General features: G+C 63.0%; 19 protein-coding genes. 7 read left to right on the forward strand and 12 right to left on the reverse strand.

What is annotated here, in order from left to right:
* Window positions 1-84: 84 nt before the first annotated feature.
* Window positions 85-837: a pteridine reductase gene (locus tag JM946_RS23255; protein ID WP_203169763.1), complete on the forward strand. Its 753-nt coding sequence runs from the start codon at window positions 85-87 to the stop codon at window positions 835-837.
* Here JM946_RS23255 and folK read toward each other — a convergent pair.
* Genes folK through tsaD form a run of 3 tightly spaced genes read right to left on the reverse strand, consistent with a single transcriptional unit; the run spans window position 788 to window position 2,774 of the window.
* The gene (gene folK, locus JM946_RS23260) at window positions 788-1,327 is read right to left on the reverse strand and encodes a 2-amino-4-hydroxy-6-hydroxymethyldihydropteridine diphosphokinase (RefSeq protein WP_203169764.1); all 540 of its coding nucleotides are present in this window, start codon (window positions 1,325-1,327) and stop codon (window positions 788-790) included. The genes JM946_RS23255 and folK overlap by 50 nt on opposite strands.
* Window positions 1,324-1,716, reverse strand: a complete 393-nt coding sequence (folB, locus tag JM946_RS23265) for a dihydroneopterin aldolase (protein WP_203169765.1) — start codon at window positions 1,714-1,716, stop codon at window positions 1,324-1,326. The genes folK and folB overlap by 4 nt, the downstream gene beginning before the upstream one ends.
* A gap of 23 nt (window positions 1,717-1,739) precedes the next feature.
* A complete protein-coding gene (tsaD, locus tag JM946_RS23270; RefSeq protein ID WP_203169873.1) occupies window positions 1,740-2,774 on the reverse strand; it encodes a tRNA (adenosine(37)-N6)-threonylcarbamoyltransferase complex transferase subunit TsaD in 1,035 nt (344 codons plus the stop codon).
* 347 nt (window positions 2,775-3,121) lie between these two features.
* Here tsaD and rpsU point away from each other — a divergent pair, with 347 nt between their 5' ends.
* The 4 genes from rpsU to rpoD all read left to right on the forward strand — a co-directional run bounded on the left by rpsU (window position 3,122) and on the right by rpoD (window position 7,669).
* Complete coding sequence (rpsU, locus tag JM946_RS23275; protein ID WP_203169766.1) at window positions 3,122-3,349, forward strand: 30S ribosomal protein S21; 228 nt, start codon at window positions 3,122-3,124, stop codon at window positions 3,347-3,349.
* 77 nt (window positions 3,350-3,426) lie between these two features.
* Window positions 3,427-3,876, forward strand: coding sequence for a GatB/YqeY domain-containing protein (locus JM946_RS23280; RefSeq protein WP_203169767.1), 450 nt, complete (start codon window positions 3,427-3,429; stop codon window positions 3,874-3,876).
* Window positions 3,877-3,925: 49 nt separating this feature from the next.
* Complete coding sequence (dnaG, locus tag JM946_RS23285; RefSeq protein WP_203169768.1) at window positions 3,926-5,692, forward strand: DNA primase; 1,767 nt, start codon at window positions 3,926-3,928, stop codon at window positions 5,690-5,692.
* An 87-nt stretch (window positions 5,693-5,779) separates the two neighbouring features.
* Window positions 5,780-7,669, forward strand: coding sequence for an RNA polymerase sigma factor RpoD (gene rpoD / locus JM946_RS23290; RefSeq protein WP_322110966.1), 1,890 nt, complete (start codon window positions 5,780-5,782; stop codon window positions 7,667-7,669).
* A gap of 391 nt (window positions 7,670-8,060) precedes the next feature.
* Here the strand turns inward: rpoD and JM946_RS23295 are convergent, their stop codons facing one another.
* The 3 genes from JM946_RS23295 to JM946_RS23305 form a co-directional block, all read right to left on the reverse strand.
* A complete protein-coding gene (locus JM946_RS23295) occupies window positions 8,061-9,287 on the reverse strand; it encodes a winged helix-turn-helix domain-containing protein (protein WP_203169769.1) in 1,227 nt (408 codons plus the stop codon).
* 98 nt (window positions 9,288-9,385) lie between these two features.
* Window positions 9,386-10,447 carry an MBL fold metallo-hydrolase gene (locus tag JM946_RS23300; protein ID WP_203169770.1) on the reverse strand — a complete coding sequence of 354 codons (1,062 nt, stop codon included), beginning with the start codon at window positions 10,445-10,447 and terminating at the stop codon, window positions 9,386-9,388.
* Between the two features lie 129 nt (window positions 10,448-10,576).
* Window positions 10,577-12,415, reverse strand: a complete 1,839-nt coding sequence (locus tag JM946_RS23305; RefSeq protein WP_218043068.1) for an SLC13 family permease — start codon at window positions 12,413-12,415, stop codon at window positions 10,577-10,579.
* A 214-nt stretch (window positions 12,416-12,629) separates the two neighbouring features.
* Between JM946_RS23305 and JM946_RS23310 the strand changes: the two genes are divergently transcribed.
* Window positions 12,630-12,893, forward strand: coding sequence for a hypothetical protein (locus tag JM946_RS23310; protein WP_203169772.1), 264 nt, complete (start codon window positions 12,630-12,632; stop codon window positions 12,891-12,893).
* A gap of 133 nt (window positions 12,894-13,026) precedes the next feature.
* Here the strand turns inward: JM946_RS23310 and JM946_RS23315 are convergent, their stop codons facing one another.
* The 3 genes from JM946_RS23315 to JM946_RS23325 form a co-directional block, all read right to left on the reverse strand.
* Window positions 13,027-13,626 carry a DUF4136 domain-containing protein gene (locus tag JM946_RS23315; RefSeq protein WP_203169773.1) on the reverse strand — a complete coding sequence of 200 codons (600 nt, stop codon included), beginning with the start codon at window positions 13,624-13,626 and terminating at the stop codon, window positions 13,027-13,029.
* A gap of 176 nt (window positions 13,627-13,802) precedes the next feature.
* A complete protein-coding gene (locus tag JM946_RS23320; RefSeq protein WP_203169774.1) occupies window positions 13,803-14,324 on the reverse strand; it encodes a methylated-DNA--[protein]-cysteine S-methyltransferase in 522 nt (173 codons plus the stop codon).
* Window positions 14,325-14,369: 45 nt separating this feature from the next.
* The gene (locus JM946_RS23325) at window positions 14,370-14,945 is read right to left on the reverse strand and encodes an MgtC/SapB family protein (protein WP_203169775.1); all 576 of its coding nucleotides are present in this window, start codon (window positions 14,943-14,945) and stop codon (window positions 14,370-14,372) included.
* A 161-nt stretch (window positions 14,946-15,106) separates the two neighbouring features.
* Here JM946_RS23325 and JM946_RS23330 point away from each other — a divergent pair, with 161 nt between their 5' ends.
* A complete protein-coding gene (locus JM946_RS23330; RefSeq protein WP_218043070.1) occupies window positions 15,107-17,113 on the forward strand; it encodes a lytic transglycosylase domain-containing protein in 2,007 nt (668 codons plus the stop codon).
* Between the two features lie 7 nt (window positions 17,114-17,120).
* Here the strand turns inward: JM946_RS23330 and JM946_RS23335 are convergent, their stop codons facing one another.
* The 3 genes from JM946_RS23335 to JM946_RS23345 form a co-directional block, all read right to left on the reverse strand.
* Window positions 17,121-18,860, reverse strand: a complete 1,740-nt coding sequence (locus JM946_RS23335) for an AI-2E family transporter (RefSeq protein WP_218043071.1) — start codon at window positions 18,858-18,860, stop codon at window positions 17,121-17,123.
* A 105-nt stretch (window positions 18,861-18,965) separates the two neighbouring features.
* The gene (locus tag JM946_RS23340; RefSeq protein WP_218043073.1) at window positions 18,966-21,605 is read right to left on the reverse strand and encodes a putative bifunctional diguanylate cyclase/phosphodiesterase; all 2,640 of its coding nucleotides are present in this window, start codon (window positions 21,603-21,605) and stop codon (window positions 18,966-18,968) included.
* Between the two features lie 155 nt (window positions 21,606-21,760).
* Window positions 21,761-22,801 (reverse strand): aldo/keto reductase, encoded by a 1,041-nt coding sequence (locus tag JM946_RS23345; protein ID WP_203169779.1) that lies wholly within the window; start codon window positions 22,799-22,801, stop codon window positions 21,761-21,763.
* Window positions 22,802-22,811: the final 10 nt, after the last annotated feature.

A 22,811-nucleotide genomic window follows, 5' to 3' on the forward strand; every position in this document is an offset into this window, starting at 1 on the left:
GCCACGCCCTGTTGCAAAGGGCAGGGTTCGCATCCGAAGCTCAGCCGGGCTTGCAGCCATCATCCGTTCGTTCACCATACCTGCATGGACACTCGCAACGCACTCGCCGGACAGTCGGTGCTGATCACCGGCGCGGCACGCCGCATTGGCGCAGCGTTGGTGCGCGGCTTTCACGCCGAGGGCGCCAACGTCTGCATCCATTTTCACCGTTCGGCCAGCGAAGCGGAACAGCTGCGCGATGAGCTGAACGCCGCGCGGCCCGAGTCCGCCATCGCTGTAGGCGCCGATCTGCTCGATCTGGACTGCCTGCCGGCGATGGTGGACCGAGTCGTGCGCGTATTTGGCCGACTCGACGTGCTGATCAACAACGCGTCGACCTTTTATCCCACTCCGCTGGGCAGTGTCACGGCCCGGCATTGGGAAGATTTGCTGGGCACCAACCTGCGCGCACCGCTGTTTCTGTCGCAGGCAGCGGCGCCTGCGCTGAAAAACGCGCACGGTCTTATCTTGAACATGATCGATATCCATGCGCAGCGGCCCTTGCCCCAACATCCGGTTTATTCCAGCGCCAAAGCCGGGCTCATGATGCTGACCCGCTCGTTGGCGCGTGAACTCGGGCCTGAAGTGCGCGTCAACGGCATCGCGCCCGGGCCGATCCTGTGGCCCGATGGCGGCATCGACGAAACGGTGAAGCAGGAAATCATCGACAAGACTTTGCTCAAGCGCAGCGGCTCGCCGCCGGACATCGTGCGCACCGCGCTGTTCTTTGCGAAGGATGCGCCGTTCGTCACCGGCCAGATTCTGGCGGTGGACGGCGGTCGGAGTGTGGGCTGGTAGGTTCAACGTCGAGCGGCACTTCGATCATCGAGTGTTCGCCGCCGCTGAAGCTTACCCATAGCTCGCGCATGGTTTTACCGAGCGTCGGATGCATGACGTCGGCTGCGATGACGGCCATCGGCTTGAGCATGTAGGGCCTCTTTACCAGATCAGGCCTGGGGATCACGAGGCCCGGCTCGTTACTCACCAGGTCGCCGAACAACAGAATGTCGAGGTCCATGGTCCGGGGCGCCCACTTCGGCGCGCCCGGCGGCCGATCGCAGGCCGCTTCGATGGCCTGCAACTGCTGGCGCACCTTGGTCACGTCTTGGTCAGTGTTGAAGCCGACCACCAGATTGATGAAATCCGCGCCCTCGAAGCCCACGGCTTTGTTTCGATAAGCCGGTGACGACGTGAGCGGCCCATGAGCCGCCGCCAGAAGGCTCAACGCGAGAGACAGGTATTTCTCGGGCTCGACGTTACTGCCAGCCGCGACGTAGACGGCGGTCATGGCTGAGACTGCATCGTCGGCGACACGCCGGCGTAGTCCTCCGTCCGGCGCTCGATCTCGATGCCCACATCGCGCGCGCCGCGAATGGCGCCACGCTTGTTGAGCCGAACCTTCACCCACGAGACGCCGAACTCCGTGACGATTACCCGCGCGATGGCTTCAGTCAGCGTCTCGACCAACTGATATTGGGACTCGCCAACGAACGCGAGCAGTCGCTTGGCGACACGCTTGTAATCGATGGTGTCGTCGATGTGATCCGTCAGCGCGGCGCGCCGGATGTCGGCCGCCATTTCCACGTCGATGATGACGGTCTGTTTGACGCGCCGTTCCCAATCCCAAATGCCCACGATGCATTCGACGCTGAGCTGGGAAAGAAAAATCTTATCCATGTGCGAGGAGTAGCTAGAGAACCTTAAATAGGAGACGGGGCGGACGCGGGACCGCGCAGCGTGTCGAGCGGCCAACGCGCCGTAGCGCGAATCTTCAGATCGTCGTGCTCGCCGGCCGCCAGCCGGCGATATCCAGCGTACGCGATCATCGCCGCATTGTCGGTACAAAACTCCGGCCGCGGATATAACACGCGCAGCCCGCGACGTTCGCCGAGTGTCTGCAGTTCAGCCCGCAAGCGACGATTCGCCCCGACCCCGCCAGCGACCACCAGCGTCTTCAATCCGGTCTGTTTCGCGGCGCGCGCGCACTTGGCAACCAACGTCTCGACCACGGCTTGTTGAAACTCATAGGCCACATCGGCGCGGGTCTGCTCATCCAGGGTTCGGCCGCGAATCGCGACCACCACGGCCGTCTTCAGTCCGCTGAAACTGAAATCCAATCCCGGCCGGTCGAGCATGGGGCGCGGGAACTCGAAGCCACCCGGTTTACCGTTGTCCGCGAGCCGGGCCAGCGCCGGCCCGCCGGGATAAGGCAGCCCGAGCATTTTGGCGGTTTTGTCGAAAGCCTCGCCGGCCGCATCGTCCAGCGACGAACCAATGATCCGGTAGTCGCCCAGGCCGCGCACTTCCGCCAGCAAGGTATGCCCGCCGGACACCAGCAGTGCCAGGAATGGAAATTCGGGCGCGGTCGCCTCCAGCATGGGCGCGAGTAGATGCCCTTCCAAATGATGAACGCCGACCGCTGGCTTGCCCCACGCAAACGCCAGGCTGCGAGCCACGGATGCACCGACCAGCAGCGCCCCCACCAGGCCGGGGCCTGCGGTATATGCCACCCCGTCCAGCTCCTTCGGCGCCACTTTCGCCTCGGTCAAGGCCTGCTGAACCAGCGGCAGCAGCTTCTTCACATGATCCCGCGAGGCCAGCTCGGGAACCACGCCGCCATACACGGCGTGCAGCTTCACCTGACTGTACAGAGCATGGGACAGCAGGCCGCGTTCACCGTCATAAACCGCGGCGGCGGTCTCGTCGCAGGAGGTTTCGATACCGAGGACTTTCAAGGCAGGCAACGTCATAAGCCGGATTTGGGGGCACGAAGCTTAAACTCACCGGGCCTCGGGCACCCGGTAGAAGTGGCTGGGCGGCCCCATCGGGGACCGGCCCGCAGCCGGGTTATTACCGTCAGACCTTTCGGAACGGGCCGCAAGCCAGGGCCGGGCGGGCCTGCTCCATGGTTCTACCGGCAAATTTCCCCGGGGATTTTGCTTTTCGATGCGGGCCCGATTAGACTGCCGCGCTCTCAACCGTCCCCGTACCGTTTCGCCTCGACCCGACGCCAGCACATCGGCGCCCGTCGTCGGCCCGAATCGATCGGCGGAGGCGGCCTGTGCAACATTCAGAGGTCCTAATGCCGAGCGTTCGCGTCCGAGAAAACGAGTACTTCGATGCCGCCTTGCGGCGCTTCAAGCGCGCCTGCGAAAAGGCCGGGGTCCTGACGGAACTGCGCCGCCGGGAATTCTACGAGAAGCCCACTCAGGAACGTAAACGCAAGAAGGCCGCCGCCGTGAAGCGCCACATGAAGCGCGTCACCCGTGACGGCAGCCGCGGTGGCGCCCGCGCCGCCCGCGCTTACTGATAGATCTTGTTTCCGGGACGGGGCTCGCGGCCCCGTCCCCGTCGATTCTCCCTCCGTCGATCCCAGCTCCCATAGTCATGTCCTCACTCAAAGACCGCATCACCGAAGACATGAAGGCCGCGATGAAGGCCAAGGACAGCGAGCGCCTGGGCACCATCCGGATGATCACTTCCGCCATCAAGCAGCGCGAAGTGGACGAGCGCATTCAGCTCGACGACGCCCAGGTCCTGGCCGTGGTCGAGAAGATGATCAAGACCCGCAAGGAATCCATCGCCCAGTTTCAAAGCGGCGGTCGCGACGACCTGGTCGCCAAGGAACAGAAGGAAATCGACCTGCTGCAGACCTATATGCCGCAGCAACTCGGTGACGCCGAAGTCGACGCCCTGATCGCCGAGGCCATCGCCGAATCCGGCGCCTCCTCCATCAAGGAAATGGGCAAGGCCATGGCGTTGCTCAAACAGAAGGCGCAGGGCCGTACCGACATGGCAACCGCCAGCGCCAAGCTGAAGGCCAAGCTCGGCGGCTGATCCGTCGGGCCTCTATGCCGGCGGGGTCGCCGCGCATACTCTTGCGTTCGTGTCCGGCCTCATCCCCAAACATTTCATCGAAGAGCTGATCGCTCGGGTCGACCTGGTCGAGCTGATCGGCAGCCGTGTGCCGCTGAAAAAGGCCGGCAAGGAATATAAGGGCTGCTGCCCGTTCCACGGCGAGAAGACGCCGTCGTTCACGGTGGTCCCGGACAAGAACTTCTATCACTGCTTCGGCTGCGGCGAGCACGGCAACGCGCTCGGCTTTCTGATGAAGCACGACAATCTCGGCTTCATCGACGCGGTCGAGGATCTCGCCGACCGGGTCGGCGTGGAAGTGCCGCGCGAGCAAACTCCGGGCCAACGCCCGCCGCCCTCCGACGCGCTGTTCGCCACGCTGGAGAAGGCGGCCGGTTATTACCGCCACGAGTTGATGAACACGGCTCGGGGTAAGGATTACTTCAAGTCGCGTGGTATCACCGGCGAGACCGCGGTGGCCTTCGGCCTGGGTTACGCGCCCGATGCGTGGGACTCGATCCTGAAACTGCTGGGCAGCAGCGACGCCGAGCGCGCACGTTTGTTGCAAGTGGGGCTGATCATCGAGCGGGATAACCGGTCTGGTCATTACGACCGTTTCCGCGATCGAGTCATGTTCCCGATTCGGGATGCGCGCGGGCGCACTATCGGTTTTGGCGGGCGAGTGCTCGATAAGGGCGAGCCGAAATACATGAACTCGCCGGAAACGGAACTGTTTCACAAAGGCCGGGAGCTTTATGGCTTATATGAGGCCCGGCAGGCGACGCGAACCCTGTCGCGGCTGCTGATCGTTGAAGGTTACATGGACGTGGTCCGGCTGCATCAGGCTGGCATCACGTATGCAGTGGCGACCTTGGGCACCGCCACCACGCCGGAGCATCTGGCACGCGTGTTTCGCATCTGTAACGAGGTGACGTTTTGTTTCGACGGCGACCGGGCCGGCCGCGCGGCTGCCTGGAAGGCGCTGGAGAACTCCCTGAGCCAGGTGCGCGAGGGTCGGCAGATCCGGTTTTTGTTTCTTCCCGAGGGCCACGACCCGGATTCTCTGGTGGGCGCCGAAGGCCGTGAAGCGTTCGAGGCCCGGATCAAACAGGCGCTGCCGTTGTCCGAATATTTCATTCAGCAGCTCAGCTCCCAGGTGGATACACGCACCATCGACGGTCGCGCTCGCCTCGGCGAGTTGGCACGGCCATTGCTCGAGCGCATCCCCACTGGGATCTTCCGCGAGCTGCTGACAGATGAAGTGGCCAAGGTTGTGGGATTGAAGCGCGACCACATTTCGCTGGTGGCGGGCACGCCGGTCAGCGGGGTCGAAACACGCGAGCCACCCCGTCATGCGATCAATCGGGGCCCAAGAGTTCAGGCGGGCCGGCGCAATCTGGTGCGCCAGGCGATTCACCTGTTGGTTCACTATCCGGAAATTGCCGACAAAGTGGTGCTGAATCCGGCTCTGGCGACGCTCGAGCGGCCCGGAGTCGGCTTGCTGATCGAATTAATCGAGGAACTCGGCCGTCGGCCGTGCGCTAACACTGGTGCGCTGCTTGAACGCTGGCGGGACCGCCCCGATGTTGAGCACCTGGCGAAATTGGCCGCACAGGAGTGCCTGGTCGACGCCGCCGGCGCCGCCAAGGAATTGGCCGGCGCCGTTCAGCAACTGGGCGAGGAAGCGGCCCGGCTGCGCACCGACCTTTTGCTGAAGAAGGCCGGCCTGAGCGAGGCCGAAAAGGTCGAGCTGCAGGGCCTGCTGGGCCGGAAAACTCCGGTCGATCACGGAGTGTGACGCGAACCTAGCGCCGGCAAACCGATCCAAGTAAACTGCGCGGTCTTTTTAAGCCCGCCCATCCCGACAGCACGTGAGGGCCACCACTTGAGCAAAACCTTGGCAGCAAAGAAGGAACCGGCGCAAATCGCCGATGAGCGTCAATCGCAACTGAAGCTGCTGATTGCCCGGGGCAAGGAGCAGGGCTACCTGACGTACGTCGAAGTCAACGACCACCTGCCCAGCGAAATCGTCGATCCCGAACAGATCGAAGATATCGTGAACATGATTAACGACATGGGCATTCCGGTGTACGAAAAGGCCCCGGAATCCGAAGCCCTGTTGTTGACCGAGCCGGTGGTGGCCGACGAAGAAGCCGCGGAAGAAGCCGCCGCGGCGCTCGCCACCGTGGACGCCGAATTCGGCCGCACCACCGACCCGGTGCGCATGTACATGCGCGAGATGGGCACGGTCGAACTGCTGACCCGTGAGGGCGAAATCCGCATCGCCAAGCGGATCGAGGAAGGTCTCGACGCCGTTCGCACGGCGCTGTCCAGCTATCCCCTCACCTACACCTTCATGCTGAATCAGTACGAGCAGGTGAAGGCCGGTCAGGGGCGCCTGGTCGACATCATCACCGGCTTCATCGATCCGAACGCACCGGACGAAATCGCCGCGCCCGTCAATCCGAAGCTGGCAGCGGCTGCCGCGCCGGCCGACGACGAGAGCGAGGACGAGGAAAGCGACGGCGGCGGCGACGACGAGGAGACGCTCGAAACCGGTCCGGATCCGGAAGAGGCGGCGCGCCGCTTCGTTTCCATCGCCAAGGGACACCAGCAGGTGCTCAAGGCCATGGTCGAGGACAAGACCGGCAAGGACCCGAAGTCGGCCAAGCTGCGCAAGAAGCTGGCGGCCGAGTTCATGGAGCTGAAGCTCGCGCCGAAGATGTTCGACGCGCTGATCGTGCAACTGCGCGACAACGTCGCCGAGATCCGCAATCTCGAAAAGCAGATCATGATCCTGTGCGTGCGCGACGCCGGCATGCCGCGCAAGGACTTCATCTCGACGTTCCCGAAGAACGAGACCAACACCAAGTGGCTCGACAAGCACATTCGCGCCAAGCGCAAGCATTCCGCCGCGCTCGCGCGGCTGCGTGAGGAAATCGAGAAGCAGCAGAAGAAGCTGATGTCGCTCGAGGAGCGCGTGCACCTGACGATCGCGGAGATCAAAGAGATCAACCGCGAAGTGGCCGTGGGCGAAGCCAAGGCTCGCCGTGCCAAGAAGGAGATGGTGGAAGCCAACCTGCGTCTGGTGATCTCGATCGCCAAGAAGTACACCAACCGCGGTCTGCAGTTCCTGGACCTGATTCAGGAAGGCAACATCGGTCTGATGAAGGCGGTGGACAAGTTCGAATACCGCCGCGGCTACAAGTTCTCGACCTATGCGACGTGGTGGATTCGCCAGGCGATCACCCGTTCGATCGCCGACCAGGCGCGCACCATTCGTATTCCGGTGCACATGATCGAGACCATCAACAAGCTGAACCGCATTTCGCGGCAGATGCTGCAGGAGATGGGTCGCGAGCCGACGCCGGAAGAGCTGGCCGTGCGCATGGAAATGCCGGAGGACAAGGTCCGTCGCGTGCTCAAGATCGCCAAAGAGCCGATCTCCATGGAAACACCGATCGGCGACGACGAGGATTCGCACCTTGGCGATTTCATCGAGGACACGTCGGTGGACTCGCCGATCGACTCGGCCACGATGGAGTCGCTGCGCGAAACCACGCACTCGGTGCTCGCCGGTTTGACGCCGCGCGAAGCGAAGGTCCTGCGCATGCGCTTCGGTATCGATATGAATACCGATCACACGCTGGAAGAAGTGGGCAAGCAGTTCGACGTGACGCGCGAGCGCATTCGTCAGATCGAAGCGAAGGCGCTGCGTAAGCTGCGCCATCCGAGCCGCAGCGAGCAGCTGCGCAGCTTCTTGATGGATGACTGAGCCGAAGAACCCCCTCCCGTGCACGGGAGGGGGAACCAAAAATAAATATTGTTTCGGGCCCCTGACGGGGCCCGAAACGTTTTTGACATCCGAGTTGATATGGCCCTTGTTCCAACCGGCCGCCGAGCTTGAACTTGGCCGTCCATCCGAGCGGGCGTAAGCGTTGCGCTTGAGTTCCTGGTTCCGGGTCGGCGACGGAGTGAACAAACAATGCGGTCGCCACAGCGCTCCGTCGCTTGAAAACGACATTGCCATCCGCAGTTTCTACAACGGGAACCGACCACGCGGTCTTGCGTTTTCAAGTACAGGAAGGATGTTTCGGAGGCTGCTGCAATGAGCCTATTGTTTTATCTGACCTTGTTCATCGTGATGTGCGTGTTCGGCTGGTCGGTCAAAGGCGCCGGCTGACCGCCGCCCGCAAGGCTCGCATGAGCTCGCCTTTGCGGCTCGTTACGGTGTAACGCTCCAGTCCCAACCAACGAGCCAATTCCGTCAGCTGCCGCGCGAGCGGCTCGAGCACCAGCGTCACAGGCACGCCCTGCTCGACGGTTCCGCCCTTGACCTGCAGCACGCCGCTCTGACGTTCCGATTTCAAGTCGACACGCCCCACGATGCGTTCGCCGAGTAACAGTGGCAGCACGTAATAGCCGTGAGTGCGCTTGTGAATCGGCGTGTAGATCTCCAGGCGAAAATGGAAGTCGAACAAGCGCTCGGTGCGCTGTCGCTCCCAGATCAACGAATCGAACGGTGATAACAACGCCGCCACATCGGCGACTGCGGTCGCGCGCGGGATTTTCGCTTCGTGATGCAGATATCCCTGCTGCTTCCAGCCCTCCACGCTGACTGGCACGAGCTTACCGTCCTCGACCAGCTCACTCAGCCGCGCTGTGGCTTCTTTCGCAGGAAGCCGAAAGTAATCGCGGAGGTCGCGCGCGCTTGCCACGCCCATGGCTCGGGCTCCAATCAACATCAGCTCGCGCTGTGCCTGCTCTCGTGAAGGCTCAGGCGCATTTCTTATCGATTCTGGAACCACGCGCTCGGTGAGATCGTACAGGCGCTCGAAATTGCGGCGCCGGGCGGTGGTGACCGCGCCGATCCAGAACAACCATTCCAGGATTTCCTTGCCCTGGCTCCAGCCCCACCAGCTCCCCTTGGATTTGCCAGCGTCCGTCAACTCGCTCGCGCCCAGCGGTCCGCGTTCACGGATCTGATCCAAGGCGGCGCGCACCAGGTCTTGATGACTGGTGGCGTAGCGCCTGAGTCGGCCCCACGTACCAACACCCTTGCTGGCGTCATCCATGCGCCAACGAAACAGCGGATACGATTCGATGGGTAACAACGAGGCCTCATGGCCCCAATATTCGAACAGCAGGCGCTCGTCGTAGGCGGCGCGTTCCAGCAATGTGCTTTTGTAAGGGCCGCGACGCGAGAAGATCGGCAGGTAGTGAGAGCGCACCAGCACGTTGACCGAGTCGATCTGTACGACGCCCAGACGCCGCACCATATCTGCAAACGCCCGTGCACTGCGCGGCGCGCCGCCTGCGCCAAGAAACTGCTGTGCGGCCAGTGCCGCCCGTCGCGCTTCGCCGATCGAGAGTGAATCCTTCGCCACACCCATGAAGCCAGCATCCCGACAGTCAGGAAGCACGCAGTGTAGCCGCAAACCCTGACCGCGCCCGCCGACTTTAGGCGCGCCTCACTGTTACATCGCGTGGCTTACATGGCGTTCGATGTCGCAGTGACTGACGTGTCGGCGTGCCGCGGCTGTTTCAATCGCCACCATGGCTGAGCCGCCTGATATCGATCCAATCGCACCGCCTCGCCAATGCGCGGCATGGTGAGACGAACGCCATGTTGAGCCGACAGCGCCAGCATCTTCTCCATGGGCTCGTCCCACGAATGGAACGCGAGGTCGAAGGTCGCGTTGTGAATCGGCAGCAGCCAATCGCCCCCCAGATCGCGATGCGCCTGTATGACCTGTTCGGGCAGCATGTGCACACCCGCCCAGCGCTCGTCGTATGCGCCCGCTTCCAGCAATGTGAGATCGAAGGGCCCGTGCCGCCGGCCGATTTCGGCGAAGCCGTCGAAATAGCCGGTGTCGCCACTGAAAAACAAACGATGGTTGCCGGTGTAGATGACCCATGACACCCACAAAGTCGGGTTCTTCTCGAAAAAGCTCCGACCGGAAAAATGTTGCGCCGGGGTGGCGGTGAACTGCAGTCCGTCCACCTCGACAGTCTGCCACCAGTCGAGCTGCCGGACGCGCTCGGCGCCGATGCCCCAGCCAATCAAACGATCGCCCACGCCCAGCGGCGCGAGGAACACATCGGTCTTGGCGGCGAGTTTGACGACGGTGTCGCGGTCGAGATGATCGAAGTGGTCGTGCGACAGGATCACTGCCGCGATCGGTGGCAGGTCCTCGAGCGCGATCGGCGTCGGCGTAAAACGTTTCGGCCCGGCCCATTGCACCGGCGAGGCGCGCTCGGAAAAGACCGGATCGGTCATCCAGAACTTGCCATTCAGCTTCATCAGCACGGTCGAGTGACCGAGCCGATAGATCGTGCCATCCGCCGCCCTGCGCAACTGATCCTGGGTCAACGGCGTCACCGACAAGGCCTCCGGCGGCTCGGTCCGGCTGGAATCCTTGAACATGAACTGCCACCACAGTTTCATCAGCTGCCAGCCGCCCGGCTGTTTCGGCGCCGTGGCATTGTGAAATTGACCGTCGCGAAACCGGGCCGATCGATACCTGGGCTCATCGCCGTAAGCCGTGCTCATAGCCACAACTCCCAATAACAACACCCAACCATGAAGGCGCATGGGTGGATATGTTGCACCGAGAGACTTAGCTGGGCGTTAGGCGAAGCTGGCGGATCCTTGCCTGTTCCTCCACAGGTGCGGGGCGCATCAACCCAGCGGATAAAACTGCGGCAGCACCCAGCTCAGCGCCAGCCACATGATGATGGTGAGCGGCAAGCCGACGCGCACGAAGTCGCCGAAACTATAACCGCCCGCGCTGTACACCAGCAGATTGCAATTGTCCGCCATGGGCGTCGAATAACCCATGTTCACACCGAACATCACCGCCAGCACGAACGGTTCCGGCGGCAGTCCCAACTGACGCGCAAGCTCGATCGCAATGGGCGTGCCGATGACGGCCGCGGCGCTGTTGGAAATCACGCTGCTCATGATGGCCATGAACAGCATGGTGCTGCTCAAGACAGCCACCGGCGGCAGCGACTTGGCCACTACCGCACCGACCTGCGCAACGAAGGCCGCGCCACCCGTAGAAACAAGCGCGAGGCTCAGCGCCAAGCTCGCCACGGTGAGGCAGATCATCGACGAGTCCAACGCGCGCGTGGCATTCCGCCATTTCAGGCAACCTGTCGCCACCATCACCAACACACCGCAGATCGCGGCAATCGCGACCGGAGCGATCCGCAAGGACGCGACCAGAACGATGCCCGCCATGATGGCCAACGCGAGCGGCGCCTTGGCGGTGAGCGGCACATTGCTGGTCGCATCGAGCACCAGCAACTCGCTGCGCCGCTTGAGCGCCTCGATCTGCTCGGCCGGGCCCTGCACGAGCAGCACGTCGCCGACACCGAGCCGCACATCGCGCAGCGGCGTCTGGTGACTCAGCGATTCGTCTTCGCCCGGCCGATGCACGGCGAGCGGAATCAGTTGGTAGTGCCAGTCGAAGTTGGCCTGCGCCAGGGTTCGATCGCGCAATGGCGACGCTGGGGTCAGCACCAACTCGGCGGTCTGTTGATCCGGCGCGGTCAACGGATGTTCCGCGTCCACCCGCACATCGCCCGAAAACAAGGTCGCGCCCAACACGCGCGAATATTCCATCAAGCGTTCGGATGTATCGCGCACCACCAGCTGGTCGCCGGGCCGGAGCGACATGTCCGGCAGCGGCGTGATCACCAGCTCGGGCGGACGCCGCACCGACAGCACGTGCATTTCGCCCTGGGTGAGCTTCTTGGCATCGGCCAGCGTCTTGCCGATGACGGGACTGGCCTCGCTCAGATGCAGCTGGGCATCGAAAATGCGCGGCGACGCATTCACGAACGAAGGCGCCTTGTCCGGCAGCAGGCGCGGCGCGATCAACCACAGGAACAGCAAGCCTGGGATCGCCGCCAACGCGGCCGGCGCAATGAAGTCGAACATATGGAAACGCTCGATGCCGAGACTCGCGGCGCTGCCGATGACCAGCAGGTTCAGCGAGGTGCCGATCGGCGTGCCCATGCCCCCGATCTGCGAGGCGAAGGTCATGGGCATGAGCAGCTTGGACGGCGACATGTTCGAACGCATGGCCACCGCCGTCAGGATGGGGATCATCAACACGACCTGCGGCGTGTTGTTCATGAACGCGCTGATGAAGGCCGTGACGAACAGCACCACGCCCATCGCGAGCAGCGGACTGAGCTGCCAGACCCGATGCACCACCCGGCCGATCGGCTGCAGCGCGCCGGTGCTCACCAGCCCCTGACTGGCCATCATCAGGGCGCAGATGGCGATCAGCGCCTCGTTGCCGAAGCCGGCGAAAAACCGCGTCGGGTCGAGCGCCTCGCCCTCCGGGCCGGGAAACGGGAACAGGCTGAAGCCGATGGCGAGCACCGCCACCACCAGCAGACTGGAGGTCTCAATAGGAATCGAGTCGCGCGAGAACAGGTACAGCGCGACTAGGGTGAGGAGCATGACGGCGATCGCGTGCGGTTCGGGCATGGGGATCGGGGTCATCGCCGTCCAATGGTCGGCGCTGTGCGACGGTTCCAGGTGGGTAACAGGGGTCGGGTAGAATACCCTACTGGCGCGCCCTTACCCGGGCCCGCATTACGGTTAAGTCGCGAGAATTCAGAACCCTCGCTACCGCGCTATGTGAACTGCGTTGCATGTGGAGCAGCGCAGCTCTGGCAGCATCCACTGGTCGAAGCTGAACGAGGGCCCGAGCATCATGAATCCCAACGCCGAGATCTGTATCGATCTCACGGCCCAGGAGCTGACCGATCCCTCGACCGTGGCCCCCATCGAAGTCGACGACATCTGCGAATTCGACCCCCTGCTGCAGCCCGTGCCCGCCGCCAACAACGACGGCGCGGTGCTCTCTCCCGGCGACCCAAAAGCCGACCCCGCGCTCGACGACGACACCATCGAAGTGGAAATCGAACTAAGCGCCGACCAGATCGACGCCGTCCTGAGCGGACTCGACATCAAATAGATTGGCGGCCCCGCCATCCGAATGGCAGGCCGCGCCGCAGGGTAGGGCTGACCCTGCTCTGCTTCCAAGAAATTGAGCTCCCCTCCCGTGCACGAAAGGGGGCCATTGGCAGGCTTCCGGTCGAAACGGAACCTTACATGTTGGGCTTGCCGGGATACTGCCGCATCAACTCGGTCACCACCGCGTTGATGGCCACCTTCGGGTTCTGCAGCTCCTCTTCAGAGACGCGACCCTCGGCTACGCCCTCCCACACCAGCTGCTTCTTTTCCGCATCGACGATGTCGATGTTCAGCGTGCCGACCTTGTATGTGACGGTCCGATCGTCGTCATACAGCGGCCACGCGTTGTACAGACCATAGCGATAGCCGTAGTACCCATAGCCCAGCGAGGCGTTGGCCGACGGGCGGATCTCGGTCCGCTCGCGGGTGTTCATGTAGAAGTTCACCAGCAGGTCCGGACGCTCCTCGCTGTACTTGTAGCCGCGCGCTTCCATCTGCGCCGACATCGCGCTCTTCAGATAACTGGTGACCAGGGTCGAATAACCGCCGCGATCGGTGCCGGTCTCCTTGGGAAATCCATAGGTCCGGTACACGGAAAAATCCGCTGACTTGTCGTAGTCGATCCGCGTCTTCGGCCCACTGGTGGTGGCGCAGCCGGCGGCGAACAACGCCGCGCCCAGCGCGAAAGCTGCCGCCACGCGCGCCAGATGTGACTTGAATGGCTTGAATGACATGATGAGGGACCTCGTGCCCGAGCGCTTACTTGTTTAGTCGGATGGTACCCCTGCGAGTTCCAGCGCGCAGGGTGACCAAATGTTCATGACCGGCTGTGCGGCCCAATCTCCTATACGACGCCTATATGGCGCCTGAATCCAGGCCCACAAGAGGATTCAGCCGCCGTACAGCTTTCTTACCAGGGCAGCGTGCCCTGGCCGCGCTCCAGATCCAGCAACATCCGCTTGCGCCACAATCCGCCGCCGTAGCCGCCGTCACCGCCGTCCGCGTTGATGACCCTGTGACAAGGGATGACGATGGCGATCGGATTTGCACCGTTTGCATAGCCGACCGCGCGTGTCGCCAAAGCGTCCCCGATGCGGACGGCGAGTTGCAGATACGACCAGGTCTCGCCATACGGGATCTCGCACAATGCGGCCCACACGCGTTCCTGAAACGGGCTGCCCGCCGCACTCAGCGGCACCGTGAACTGTCGGCGCTGACTCGCGAAATATTCCTGCAGTTGCGTTCGCAGCTCGGCGAGCAATGGATTGCTGCCCTGGAGCAGGGTCGCATGATGCTGCTCCCGCAGTGCCTGCAATCGCTCCTGCAGCCGATCGGCATCGCAAAACGACAATCCGCACAGCGCACTGTCGGTAGCGCACGCGATCAGCGGCCCCACGGGCGATTCGTACCAGTCGACATATCGAACGTTCACGGCCGCGACGTTACACGAGCGGCACAGCGACCAATAGAGGGGCAACTAGAGTTGTTTCTTGTTGGACAGGCGCCGCTCGGAACGCTGATCGCCCGCCATGGGCCGCTTGGCGGATGGCGGGTCTTCATCCGGCGACTTGCCGTTCAACCTCGCCTCCAGCTTAGCCAGCACCACGAGCACGAGCACCGCAAACGCAGTGCCGAGGGTGGCGATGAAGTAATACCCCGCGCCGCACGCGACGCCGAGCGCGCCTGCCAGCCACATGTTCGCGCCGGTCGTGAGCCCGTAAACACTGCCGCGACTCTGAATGATCGCTCCGGCCGCGAGAAACGCGACGCCGGCGGTGACGGCTTCGATGATGCGCACGGGATCGGCTGTTTCCGTGCCGTCCTCACCCGTGAACTGATGATGCAGCTCGAACGTGATCAAGGTGAATATCGCCGCCGCGAGCGAAATCAGAATATGCGTGCGCAGGCCGGCCGGCTTGTTGCGCAGCTCGCGATCGAGCCCGATCAGGCTGCCCACGACCACGGCCATCAACACGCGCAGCGTGGTCTCGAGCCACGGCAGTATCGTATGGTGTCCGCCGAGAGCGACGAACAGGTCCTCGGCCCCGCTCATGACCGTACCTCGATGGCGAATGGAAACATCGGCAGCCCAGGACGCCGCGCGACCTGGCAGAAACGTCGCGCCCCGCCGTAGGGTTCCTGCCGATAGGAATGTCCGCCATGTCGGGCACTACCGCGATGGCGAGGCGCGCCATTTGCCATTACTCTGGACCCATGAACTCCCGGTCCACGAATTGCCTTCAGAAAACGAAGCCCTGGCTGCTGGTGCTGACACTGCTGTCGTTTGGCAACACTCTGGCGCTCGCTGCGGCGGATCCTTTCAAGAACGCGCGACAGGTTTTCAAGGAGACTTACGCTCGAGCGACCACTGTCGTCACCGACGAGAAAGACGACAGCGAGGCGCTACGCAGCTATCCCTTGTACCCGTACTTGCAAGCTGCGCGGATCAAACGCGCGTTGGGTGAAGCAACCAACGAGCTTGGCCCGGCCGATCAGCGCGCCGAAACGTTCGTCACCTACTATGAACGTGAACCGGTGGGCCGCGATCTGCGCGGCACCTGGCTGGCAAGTCTGGCGCAGCGCAAGCAATGGCAGCCGTTCCTCCAGCACTATCGCGACGAATGGGCCGGCGACTCGTTGCGCTGTCACAGCTTTACCGCCCGCATCGCCACCGGACAAACCCAAGACCTCGAGCTGGATATCGCGCGTCAATGGTTGACGCCCAGCAGGCTGCCGGACTGCGAGCAAGCATTCGAATGGATGCGCGCCCGGAACTCATTGACGCCGGCGCTGATCGAGCAACGCGTGCGGCGCGCGCTCGACAACAACAATCCCAGCTTCGCCAAAGAAATCGCCGTATCGTTGCCGCCGGACCGGGCGGCGCCGCTGCTGCGCTGGGCCGCGCTGCTGGAAAATCCGCAAAAGCAGATCGATGCCCTGATTGCGTCTTCCTCATTGGAGATCGAGCCCAAGGCTCAGCTCGCCGGCTGGACGCGGCTCGCGCGTGTCGATCGCGATGGCGCGCTACGTCGTTACGAAAGTTTTGTCCGCGCTCGCGGCCTTACTGCAGAAACCGCCAGTCCTTACGCGTTGGCGTTGGCGCTCGCGCTGTCCTGGGATCGGCGACCCGAGGCACTCACTTATTTCAAGCGCGTCGCGCCGGGTGATTTCGACGATTCGGCGCGCGAGTGGTACGCACGCGCGGCGCTGTGGGCTGGGGACTGGAAGCTCGTTAGTAACATCATCGCAGCCATGCCGGATGAGCAGCGCTCGCTGGCACGCTGGCGTTACTGGGCGGCGCGCGCCACCGAAAAGAACGGCGATCGCAAGATAGCGCGACAGTTGTATGAATCTGTGCTGCCCGATGACAACTTCTATTCCATCATGTCGAGCGCGCGACTCGACCGTCCGGTTGCGCCCCATCAGCAACAACTGCCGCTCGATCAGTCCGAGGTCGAGCGTATCGAACAATTGCCGCCGATGGTCCGCGCACGCGAGCTGTTGTTAGTCGACATGCAATCTCAGGCTGCGAGCGAATGGCGCTTTGGTTTCGCGCAGTTAGCGGAGCCGGCCCGCAGTCAGGCCATCCATCTGGCCGCCCGTTGGGGTTGGTACGATCAAGCGATAGCCACCGCCAGCCAGCAGCGCGTGTTCTACGATTATCAGCTGTTGTATCCGCAGCCGTACGATGCCGAAGTGCTGTCGGCGGCCAAGCTGACCGGGCTCAAGCCGCAGCTGATCTACAGCGTCATGCGGCAGGAAAGCCTGTATCGGCCTGACGCGCTCTCCTCGGCCGGCGCGCGTGGTCTGCTACAAATGTTGCCCGAGACCGCTCGGCGCACTGCTCGCAAGTGGAATCGTCCGCGACCTTCCCCCACCGATCTGTTCAATCCGGTGATCAACGTGCCGCTGGGCGCTGCCAATCTGCGCTCGCTGGTCGATCGCTTCAGCGGCCAGACGCTGGTCGCGCTCGCCGGCTACAACGCGGGCCCGAACGCAGCGGCGCGCTGGCTACCGTCGGAATCGCTCGATCCAGACATCTGGGTGGAAAATATTCCGTATAACGAGACCCGCAATTACGTGCAGCGCATTCTGTGGCACAACGTGGTGTTCTCGTGGCTCAAGACCGGCGAGCCGCAAAAAGTGGATGCCTGGCTGGCGCGCATCGCGCCGTTGGGCGAAGCGGCCGCCATGCTTGGCGCCAAGGAAGACGGAACCTGAGATCGAATCAGGCGCTTGCGGCAACAGGCTGCGGCCGGGCTTCGTTGGTCGCTGGCAAGTTCCTGTCGATAGCGACGACCGCATCCTTGGCGCCCAGCACCAGGCAGTCCGCACCCGCTTCCCGGAACCGTTCGGTGGCCAACGGTGTCGCTACTTCGGTGAGCTGCGGACGCATCACAATGATCTTGGTATCAGGCAGCGCTGCCTTGATGCGGCGACAGTAATTCCGCATCTCCGAGCCCCGCGTCGAGGCCGCGGCGGCGATACAGAACACCGCAGGCGCCTGACGAATCGCCGTGCGCAGCGCTTCTTCGGCAGTCAGCTCCGGCGACATCACTGCGATCCGCTCACGCCCATAGGCCGTTCGTAACATCTCCAGAACGATCTCGTCGCCCGGTGCGCGCACCGTCAATCCAACAATGCTGGCGGCCGGCGCCGTCGGATCCACCGTACTGGGCAGCTGCTCCAGGGTTTCAGCGATGACATCCATAACGAAGTCGGCATCGTCCGCGCCGATTTCATTCTGTTCGCGATGATGCTGGACCAGCGTCACGGTCGGCAGCAGGACCTGATCGATGACGCCAACCGGACCGACCTCCTCCAACTTGCGATTCACCAGCACGCTGGCTTCATCTTCGTCACGGGCCAGCAGTCGTTGATAGAAACGCACGTGCGGGCTCAACGCCGGTTCATCCGCGAAAATCACCGCCAGAAAACGCAGCGAGCGCACGTGCCGTCCCAATACGGCGATACAGACGGTGAGCGGCGTGGCCAGCAACAATCCGACCGGGCCCCACACCCAGATCCAGAACAGCGCCGAGATCAACAACGCGAACGAGGACACGCCGGTGCGGTAACCGAACACCACCGGCTCGACAAAATAAGCCGTGACCACATCCAGCGTGAGGAATAGCGCCAGCGTCTGCAATGTCTCGGTCCAACCAGGAAAGGTCGCGAATGCCAACGCCGCCGGCATCAGCACCGAGAGCACCGTACCGACGTACGGCACGAAACGCAGCAGCGCCGTGATCCCGCCCCACAGAGCCGCATACGGAACGCCGATCCAATACAGGCCGAGCGCCACCAAGGTGCCGAAAGCAACATTGATGAGCGTCTGCCAGACCAGGAACTGGCTGACCCGGTACGCCGCTTCGTTCATGAGCCGCGTGGTCATGGTGACATTGCCGGCGCCGATCAAACGAATGAAGCGATCGCGCAGATCCTCGCGCTGCCCCAGCAGAAATGCGACCAGCACCAGCACGATGAACGCGCTGGCCAAAGGTTCGAAGACCGCCGTGAATGTGTCCCTCAAGCGTTGCGTCGGCGGGAGCTTCTGCGGCACGACTCGCACCGGCTGCGCGTTGCGTTGATCGGGATCGTTGTAGAACTGCTCGGTCACGCGGTCCATGGTGCGCGTGAACTGGCGAATGGCCGCGTCGTTGCCGAGACGCAGCTGGCTGACCTTCTTGCGCATCGAGCTGGTGTACTGGCTGATCTCGCTGGACAGCTCGGCGAACTGGTCGTAAACCACGTAGCTGACACCGCCCACGGCGCCAAGCGCCAACACCATCGTCAAGGCGACCCCGGCGAAGCGCGGCAGACGCATGCGATCGAACACCCGGACCAGCGGCGTCAGCACGAAGGCCAGTACCACGCCCAACGCCATGGGCAGCAGCACTTCCTTGCCGGTGTACAAAATCACAACGACCAGGACCAGCGTGAGCAGCGTTACCCATGGGCCATTCAATCTTGTGGGTAATGGGTTCTGCGGCACCTGAGCTTGCCCCTGCGCTGGCGGTGGGCTTATTGAAAGACGACGGTGCAGAAACTCCGCACCGGCGGCGCCGGTTCCTCACTTCTCGTCGGCGGGAGTCCGGGCGGCGCGGGCGCCGCGCCCAGTCGCGGCTCGCAGAGTGCGCAGGCGAGTGGTGTTCGTATCGCCCTCCGGGAGCGGCGGCGGCGCCGCGATCATCAGCTGCTCCAAATGCGCTCGGCCCTCGGCGATAAACACCGGAACAGTGGCCGCATTGATCGGTCGAGACACCAGATATCCCTGGACCTGAACGCCGCGGTCGGTCAACAGCACGCCCAGCTGCGTCGGCCGTTCCACGCCTTCGGCGGTGACCTGCAAACCCAGGCTATGACACAGGCCGATGATGGAGCGCACGATGGCCGGCGAGCGTCCACCGGTATCGATGGTGGTGACCAGGCTCCGATCGATTTTGACGCGTGTCAGCGGCAGGCGTTCCAACGAGGTCAGCGAGGAATAGCCGGTGCCGAAATCGTCCAGGGCAATGCTGATGCCGAGCTCGCGCAAGCGCTTCAGGGCGGCGACGGTATTCGCGCCCGTCTGCAAGACATTCTCGGTCAGCTCGATTTCCAGGCACTGCGCCGGCAACTCATATTGCTGTAGCAATGACTGCAGCCGCGTTACAAAACTCGAACTGATCAACTGCTGCGAAGAAATGTTCACCGCGACACGCGCTTTCGGCCACGGCCCCTTGTGCCAGAGCGCCGCCGTCTGAATGGCCGTGCGCAGCGCCCAATCGCTGATATCGGCGATCAAGCCGGTCTGTTCGGCGACAGCGAAGAAATCGGCGGGTGACACCACGTTGCCATCCGGTTGCCGCCAGCGCAGCAGCGCCTCGACGGTGTGCGTCTCCAGGCTTTCGAAACAAACCTCGGGCTGATACAACAGCTCGAACTCGTTGCGCTCCACGGCTCGTCGCAGCGCCTGCTCGACCTTGAAGCGCGACGCCGCTGCTTCCAGCAGCCGCGGCGCGTACAGGCTCCAGCAATTGCGGCCGAGCTCTTTGGCGCTGAACAGCGCCGAGTCGGCAGCGCGAAGTAAAGCATGAGAGTCGGACGCGTGATCCGGGAAGACGCACGCGCCGACGCTGACGCTGATCCTTAGCTCGCGACCGTGCACGCTCAGCGAGCGCTGGAATTCCTCCAGCACCGAGCGGCTCAGCCTCTCGACATCCCCTAGCTGATTTACTTCTTCGCAAACAACCGTGAATTCGTCGCCACCCAAACGCGCGCAGAACGAGCGCGAGAACAGGCTGTTCATGCGCAGCCGCTCGCTCACTGCCTGCAGCACGCGGTCGCCGAAAGCATGACCCATGCTGTCGTTGATGGTCTTGAAGTTGTCCAGATCGATGAACAGCAGCGCGATGCGGCTGTTGCGCAGGCGCGCGCGATCGATGGCGTCTTCCAGGTGCGCCAGCAGATGACGGCGATTTGGCAGATCGGTCAGCGGGTCATGATGCGCGAGATGATTCAGTTCCTGCGTGCGTTCGGCCACGCGCGCTTCCAACTCGAGCTGATGAGCGCGGACTGCGTTCTGCGCTTGCTGGAGCTGTTCTGCCATTTCATTGAATGCTTCGGCGAGCGTGTCCAACTCGCGAACGCCGCCGCGCAGAACTCGAGTTCGCACAGCTCCACCCGCCAGGCGACGCGTTGCTTCGGTCAGACGGCGCACTGGCGCAGTCACGCCTGTGACGGTGGCGAACGCGATGACCAGCAGTAGAGCCAACGTGATGCCACTAGCCCAGCTCAGCTGACTATCGGCACGATCCGAGGCTCGGACTGCAAGTCGATCGGCGTCAGCCAGTGCACGGCGCGCGGGTTCGACCAACTGAGTGACGACCTTGCCGGAAATCTCCGCGGACTGATCCCGGAACAGCATTGACTGCTCATTGAATGTCTCGATGCTTGCGAAGACGGCACGCCGCCCGGCCACCACGGCATTGAAATTGTTTCTGACCTGATCGAGCCAGGGCTGCCCATGCAGCCTGGCCAGCTCCGCTGCGTTCTGCTGCAGGCGAGAACGGAAGGCATTTTCGCTGGCGATGATCGATTGCGCCGAGCGGGGCGAGGACACGCCCATTGCGGCGCTCACCTGTTCGCGAACCTCGGCCAGGTTGCGCGACAGGTCCATCAGCTTCTCACTCGCAAACACCGCGCCGGCGAAGCGTACTGCTTTGGCCTGCGGCGCATTCAAGCTGGTTTCAAGCGCGTCGAAACGCCTCCAGTAATCGCGCACTCGCGTGCGGCGAGCATTGCTACTGCGCAGAAGCTCATCGCCCGCGGCGACCAAGTCACTGAGTTCGGCGTTGAGTGGAGCAGGGCTGTCGAGCTCGGTGAAACGCGAGGCTGCCTGCTCATATTCCTTCGCGGCATCCGTCATCCGCTGGGCGGCCGCCTTGACTGTCTGCGGTCCGGCGAGGCTGCTCTCGCTTTGATCGATGACGGCGCGCTCGTACATAGACACCGCGGCAGCAAGCGATTCGGTGGCCCGCACCAATGGCTCGTGCTGAACCAGCAGCTCTCGAACTTTTTCACGCGCCTCACGAACGCTTTGCTGAGTGGAGAGATTGGCGATCACCACCGTCAGCGCCACGGCCGCGAAGCCAATTGCCACGCGCAGCGCCATGCCAGGCTGCCAACGTCGTGGGCGCGAGTCTTCGGTGTGGCTGGCCGGCAACTCCATCCAGAATCACTAAGGCTGGGGAAGATGGCGGAATGTGCCATCACCCCCAGCCGCGGTCTGTAGTCAGACGATTGGATTGAGCAATGAGTCTCGCTTTGTCCGCGCACTTGAACCGAGTCTCATCGACGATTTAACTTATCGGCGTGAGGCTGCGCTTAGCGGACCGGCACCGGCGGCGGCGTCCGCTCCGTGAACTGGCCATTCCAGTACGGATAGTAAGGATACGGTGGAGTCACAGCGCTTATCTCATCGAGCTTGCGCACTTGCTCTGGGGAAAGTTGCCAGCCTACGGCACCGAGATTTTCGCGCAGCTGTTGTTCGTCGCGAGCGCCGAACACAACGGTCGAAACGGTCGGTCGCTGTAGCAGCCAATTCAACGCAATCTGGGGAATGCTCTTGCCAGTTTCAGCCGCGATTTCATCGAGCGCATCCACCACGCGATACAAGCGCTCGTCATCGACCTGCGGCCCCATGCTCGCGGTCTCATGCAGCCGGCTCGTTTTGGGCAGCGGCTGACCGCGACGAACGCGGCCCGTGAGCCGCCCCCAGCCCAGCGGACTCCACACGACGGCGCCGATACCTTGGTCGATGCCGACCGGCATGAGCTCCCACTCGTAGTCTCGACCGATGAGCGAGTAGTACGCCTGGTTGGCGACGAAGCGCGCGTAGCCGTAACGATCGGCGACGGCTTGCGACTTCATCAGCTGCCAGCCGGAGAAGTTGGACGCGCCGATGAACCGGACCTTGCCGGCGCGCACCAGATCGTCGAGCGTGGACATCACCGACTCGACCGGCGTCATCGAATCGAAATGATGCAGCTGAAGCAAATCGATGTAGTCGGTGCCAAGACGTTGCAGTGCCCGATCCGTCGCCCGAATCAAGTGATGCTTCGACGCGCCGACGGCATTCGGATCATCGCCCACACGCAGCGTGAGTTTGGTTGAGATCACCACTTGGTCGCGGCGACCCTTGATTGCGGCGCCGAGAATGGATTCGGAAGCGCCGTCGGAATAGGCGTCCGCGGTATCGAAGAAGTTCAAGCCGGCATCGAGGCTGATGTCGATGAGACGCCGCGCCCCATCCACATCGGTGTTACCCCACGCGCTGAACAGCGGCCCTTTACCGCCGAAAGTACCCGCACCAAAACCCAGCGCCGAGACTCTGAAGCCCGACGCACCCAAGAATCGATATTCCATGTTCGCTCTC

The organism is Steroidobacter gossypii, assembly GCF_016801985.1.
GTDB lineage: Bacteria > Pseudomonadota > Gammaproteobacteria > Steroidobacterales > Steroidobacteraceae > Steroidobacter > Steroidobacter gossypii.

What these genes read in the sequence shown, in the direction of transcription:
- JM946_RS23255 (WP_203169763.1), top strand. Translation starts at nt 85, where the DNA reads ATGGACACTCGCAACGCACTCGCCGGACAGTCGGTGCTGATCACCGGC.
- folK (WP_203169764.1), bottom strand. Translation starts at nt 1,327, where the DNA reads ATGACCGCCGTCTACGTCGCGGCTGGCAGTAACGTCGAGCCCGAGAAA.
- folB (WP_203169765.1), bottom strand. Translation starts at nt 1,716, where the DNA reads ATGGATAAGATTTTTCTTTCCCAGCTCAGCGTCGAATGCATCGTGGGC.
- rpsU (WP_203169766.1), top strand. Translation starts at nt 3,122, where the DNA reads ATGCCGAGCGTTCGCGTCCGAGAAAACGAGTACTTCGATGCCGCCTTG.
- JM946_RS23280 (WP_203169767.1), top strand. Translation starts at nt 3,427, where the DNA reads ATGTCCTCACTCAAAGACCGCATCACCGAAGACATGAAGGCCGCGATG.
- JM946_RS23295 (WP_203169769.1), bottom strand. Translation starts at nt 9,287, where the DNA reads ATGGGTGTGGCGAAGGATTCACTCTCGATCGGCGAAGCGCGACGGGCG.
- JM946_RS23300 (WP_203169770.1), bottom strand. Translation starts at nt 10,447, where the DNA reads ATGAGCACGGCTTACGGCGATGAGCCCAGGTATCGATCGGCCCGGTTT.
- JM946_RS23305 (WP_218043068.1), bottom strand. Translation starts at nt 12,415, where the DNA reads ATGACCCCGATCCCCATGCCCGAACCGCACGCGATCGCCGTCATGCTC.
- JM946_RS23310 (WP_203169772.1), top strand. Translation starts at nt 12,630, where the DNA reads ATGAATCCCAACGCCGAGATCTGTATCGATCTCACGGCCCAGGAGCTG.
- JM946_RS23315 (WP_203169773.1), bottom strand. Translation starts at nt 13,626, where the DNA reads ATGTCATTCAAGCCATTCAAGTCACATCTGGCGCGCGTGGCGGCAGCT.
- JM946_RS23325 (WP_203169775.1), bottom strand. Translation starts at nt 14,945, where the DNA reads ATGAGCGGGGCCGAGGACCTGTTCGTCGCTCTCGGCGGACACCATACG.
- JM946_RS23330 (WP_218043070.1), top strand. Translation starts at nt 15,107, where the DNA reads ATGAACTCCCGGTCCACGAATTGCCTTCAGAAAACGAAGCCCTGGCTG.
- JM946_RS23340 (WP_218043073.1), bottom strand. Translation starts at nt 21,605, where the DNA reads ATGGAGTTGCCGGCCAGCCACACCGAAGACTCGCGCCCACGACGTTGG.
- JM946_RS23345 (WP_203169779.1), bottom strand. Translation starts at nt 22,801, where the DNA reads ATGGAATATCGATTCTTGGGTGCGTCGGGCTTCAGAGTCTCGGCGCTG.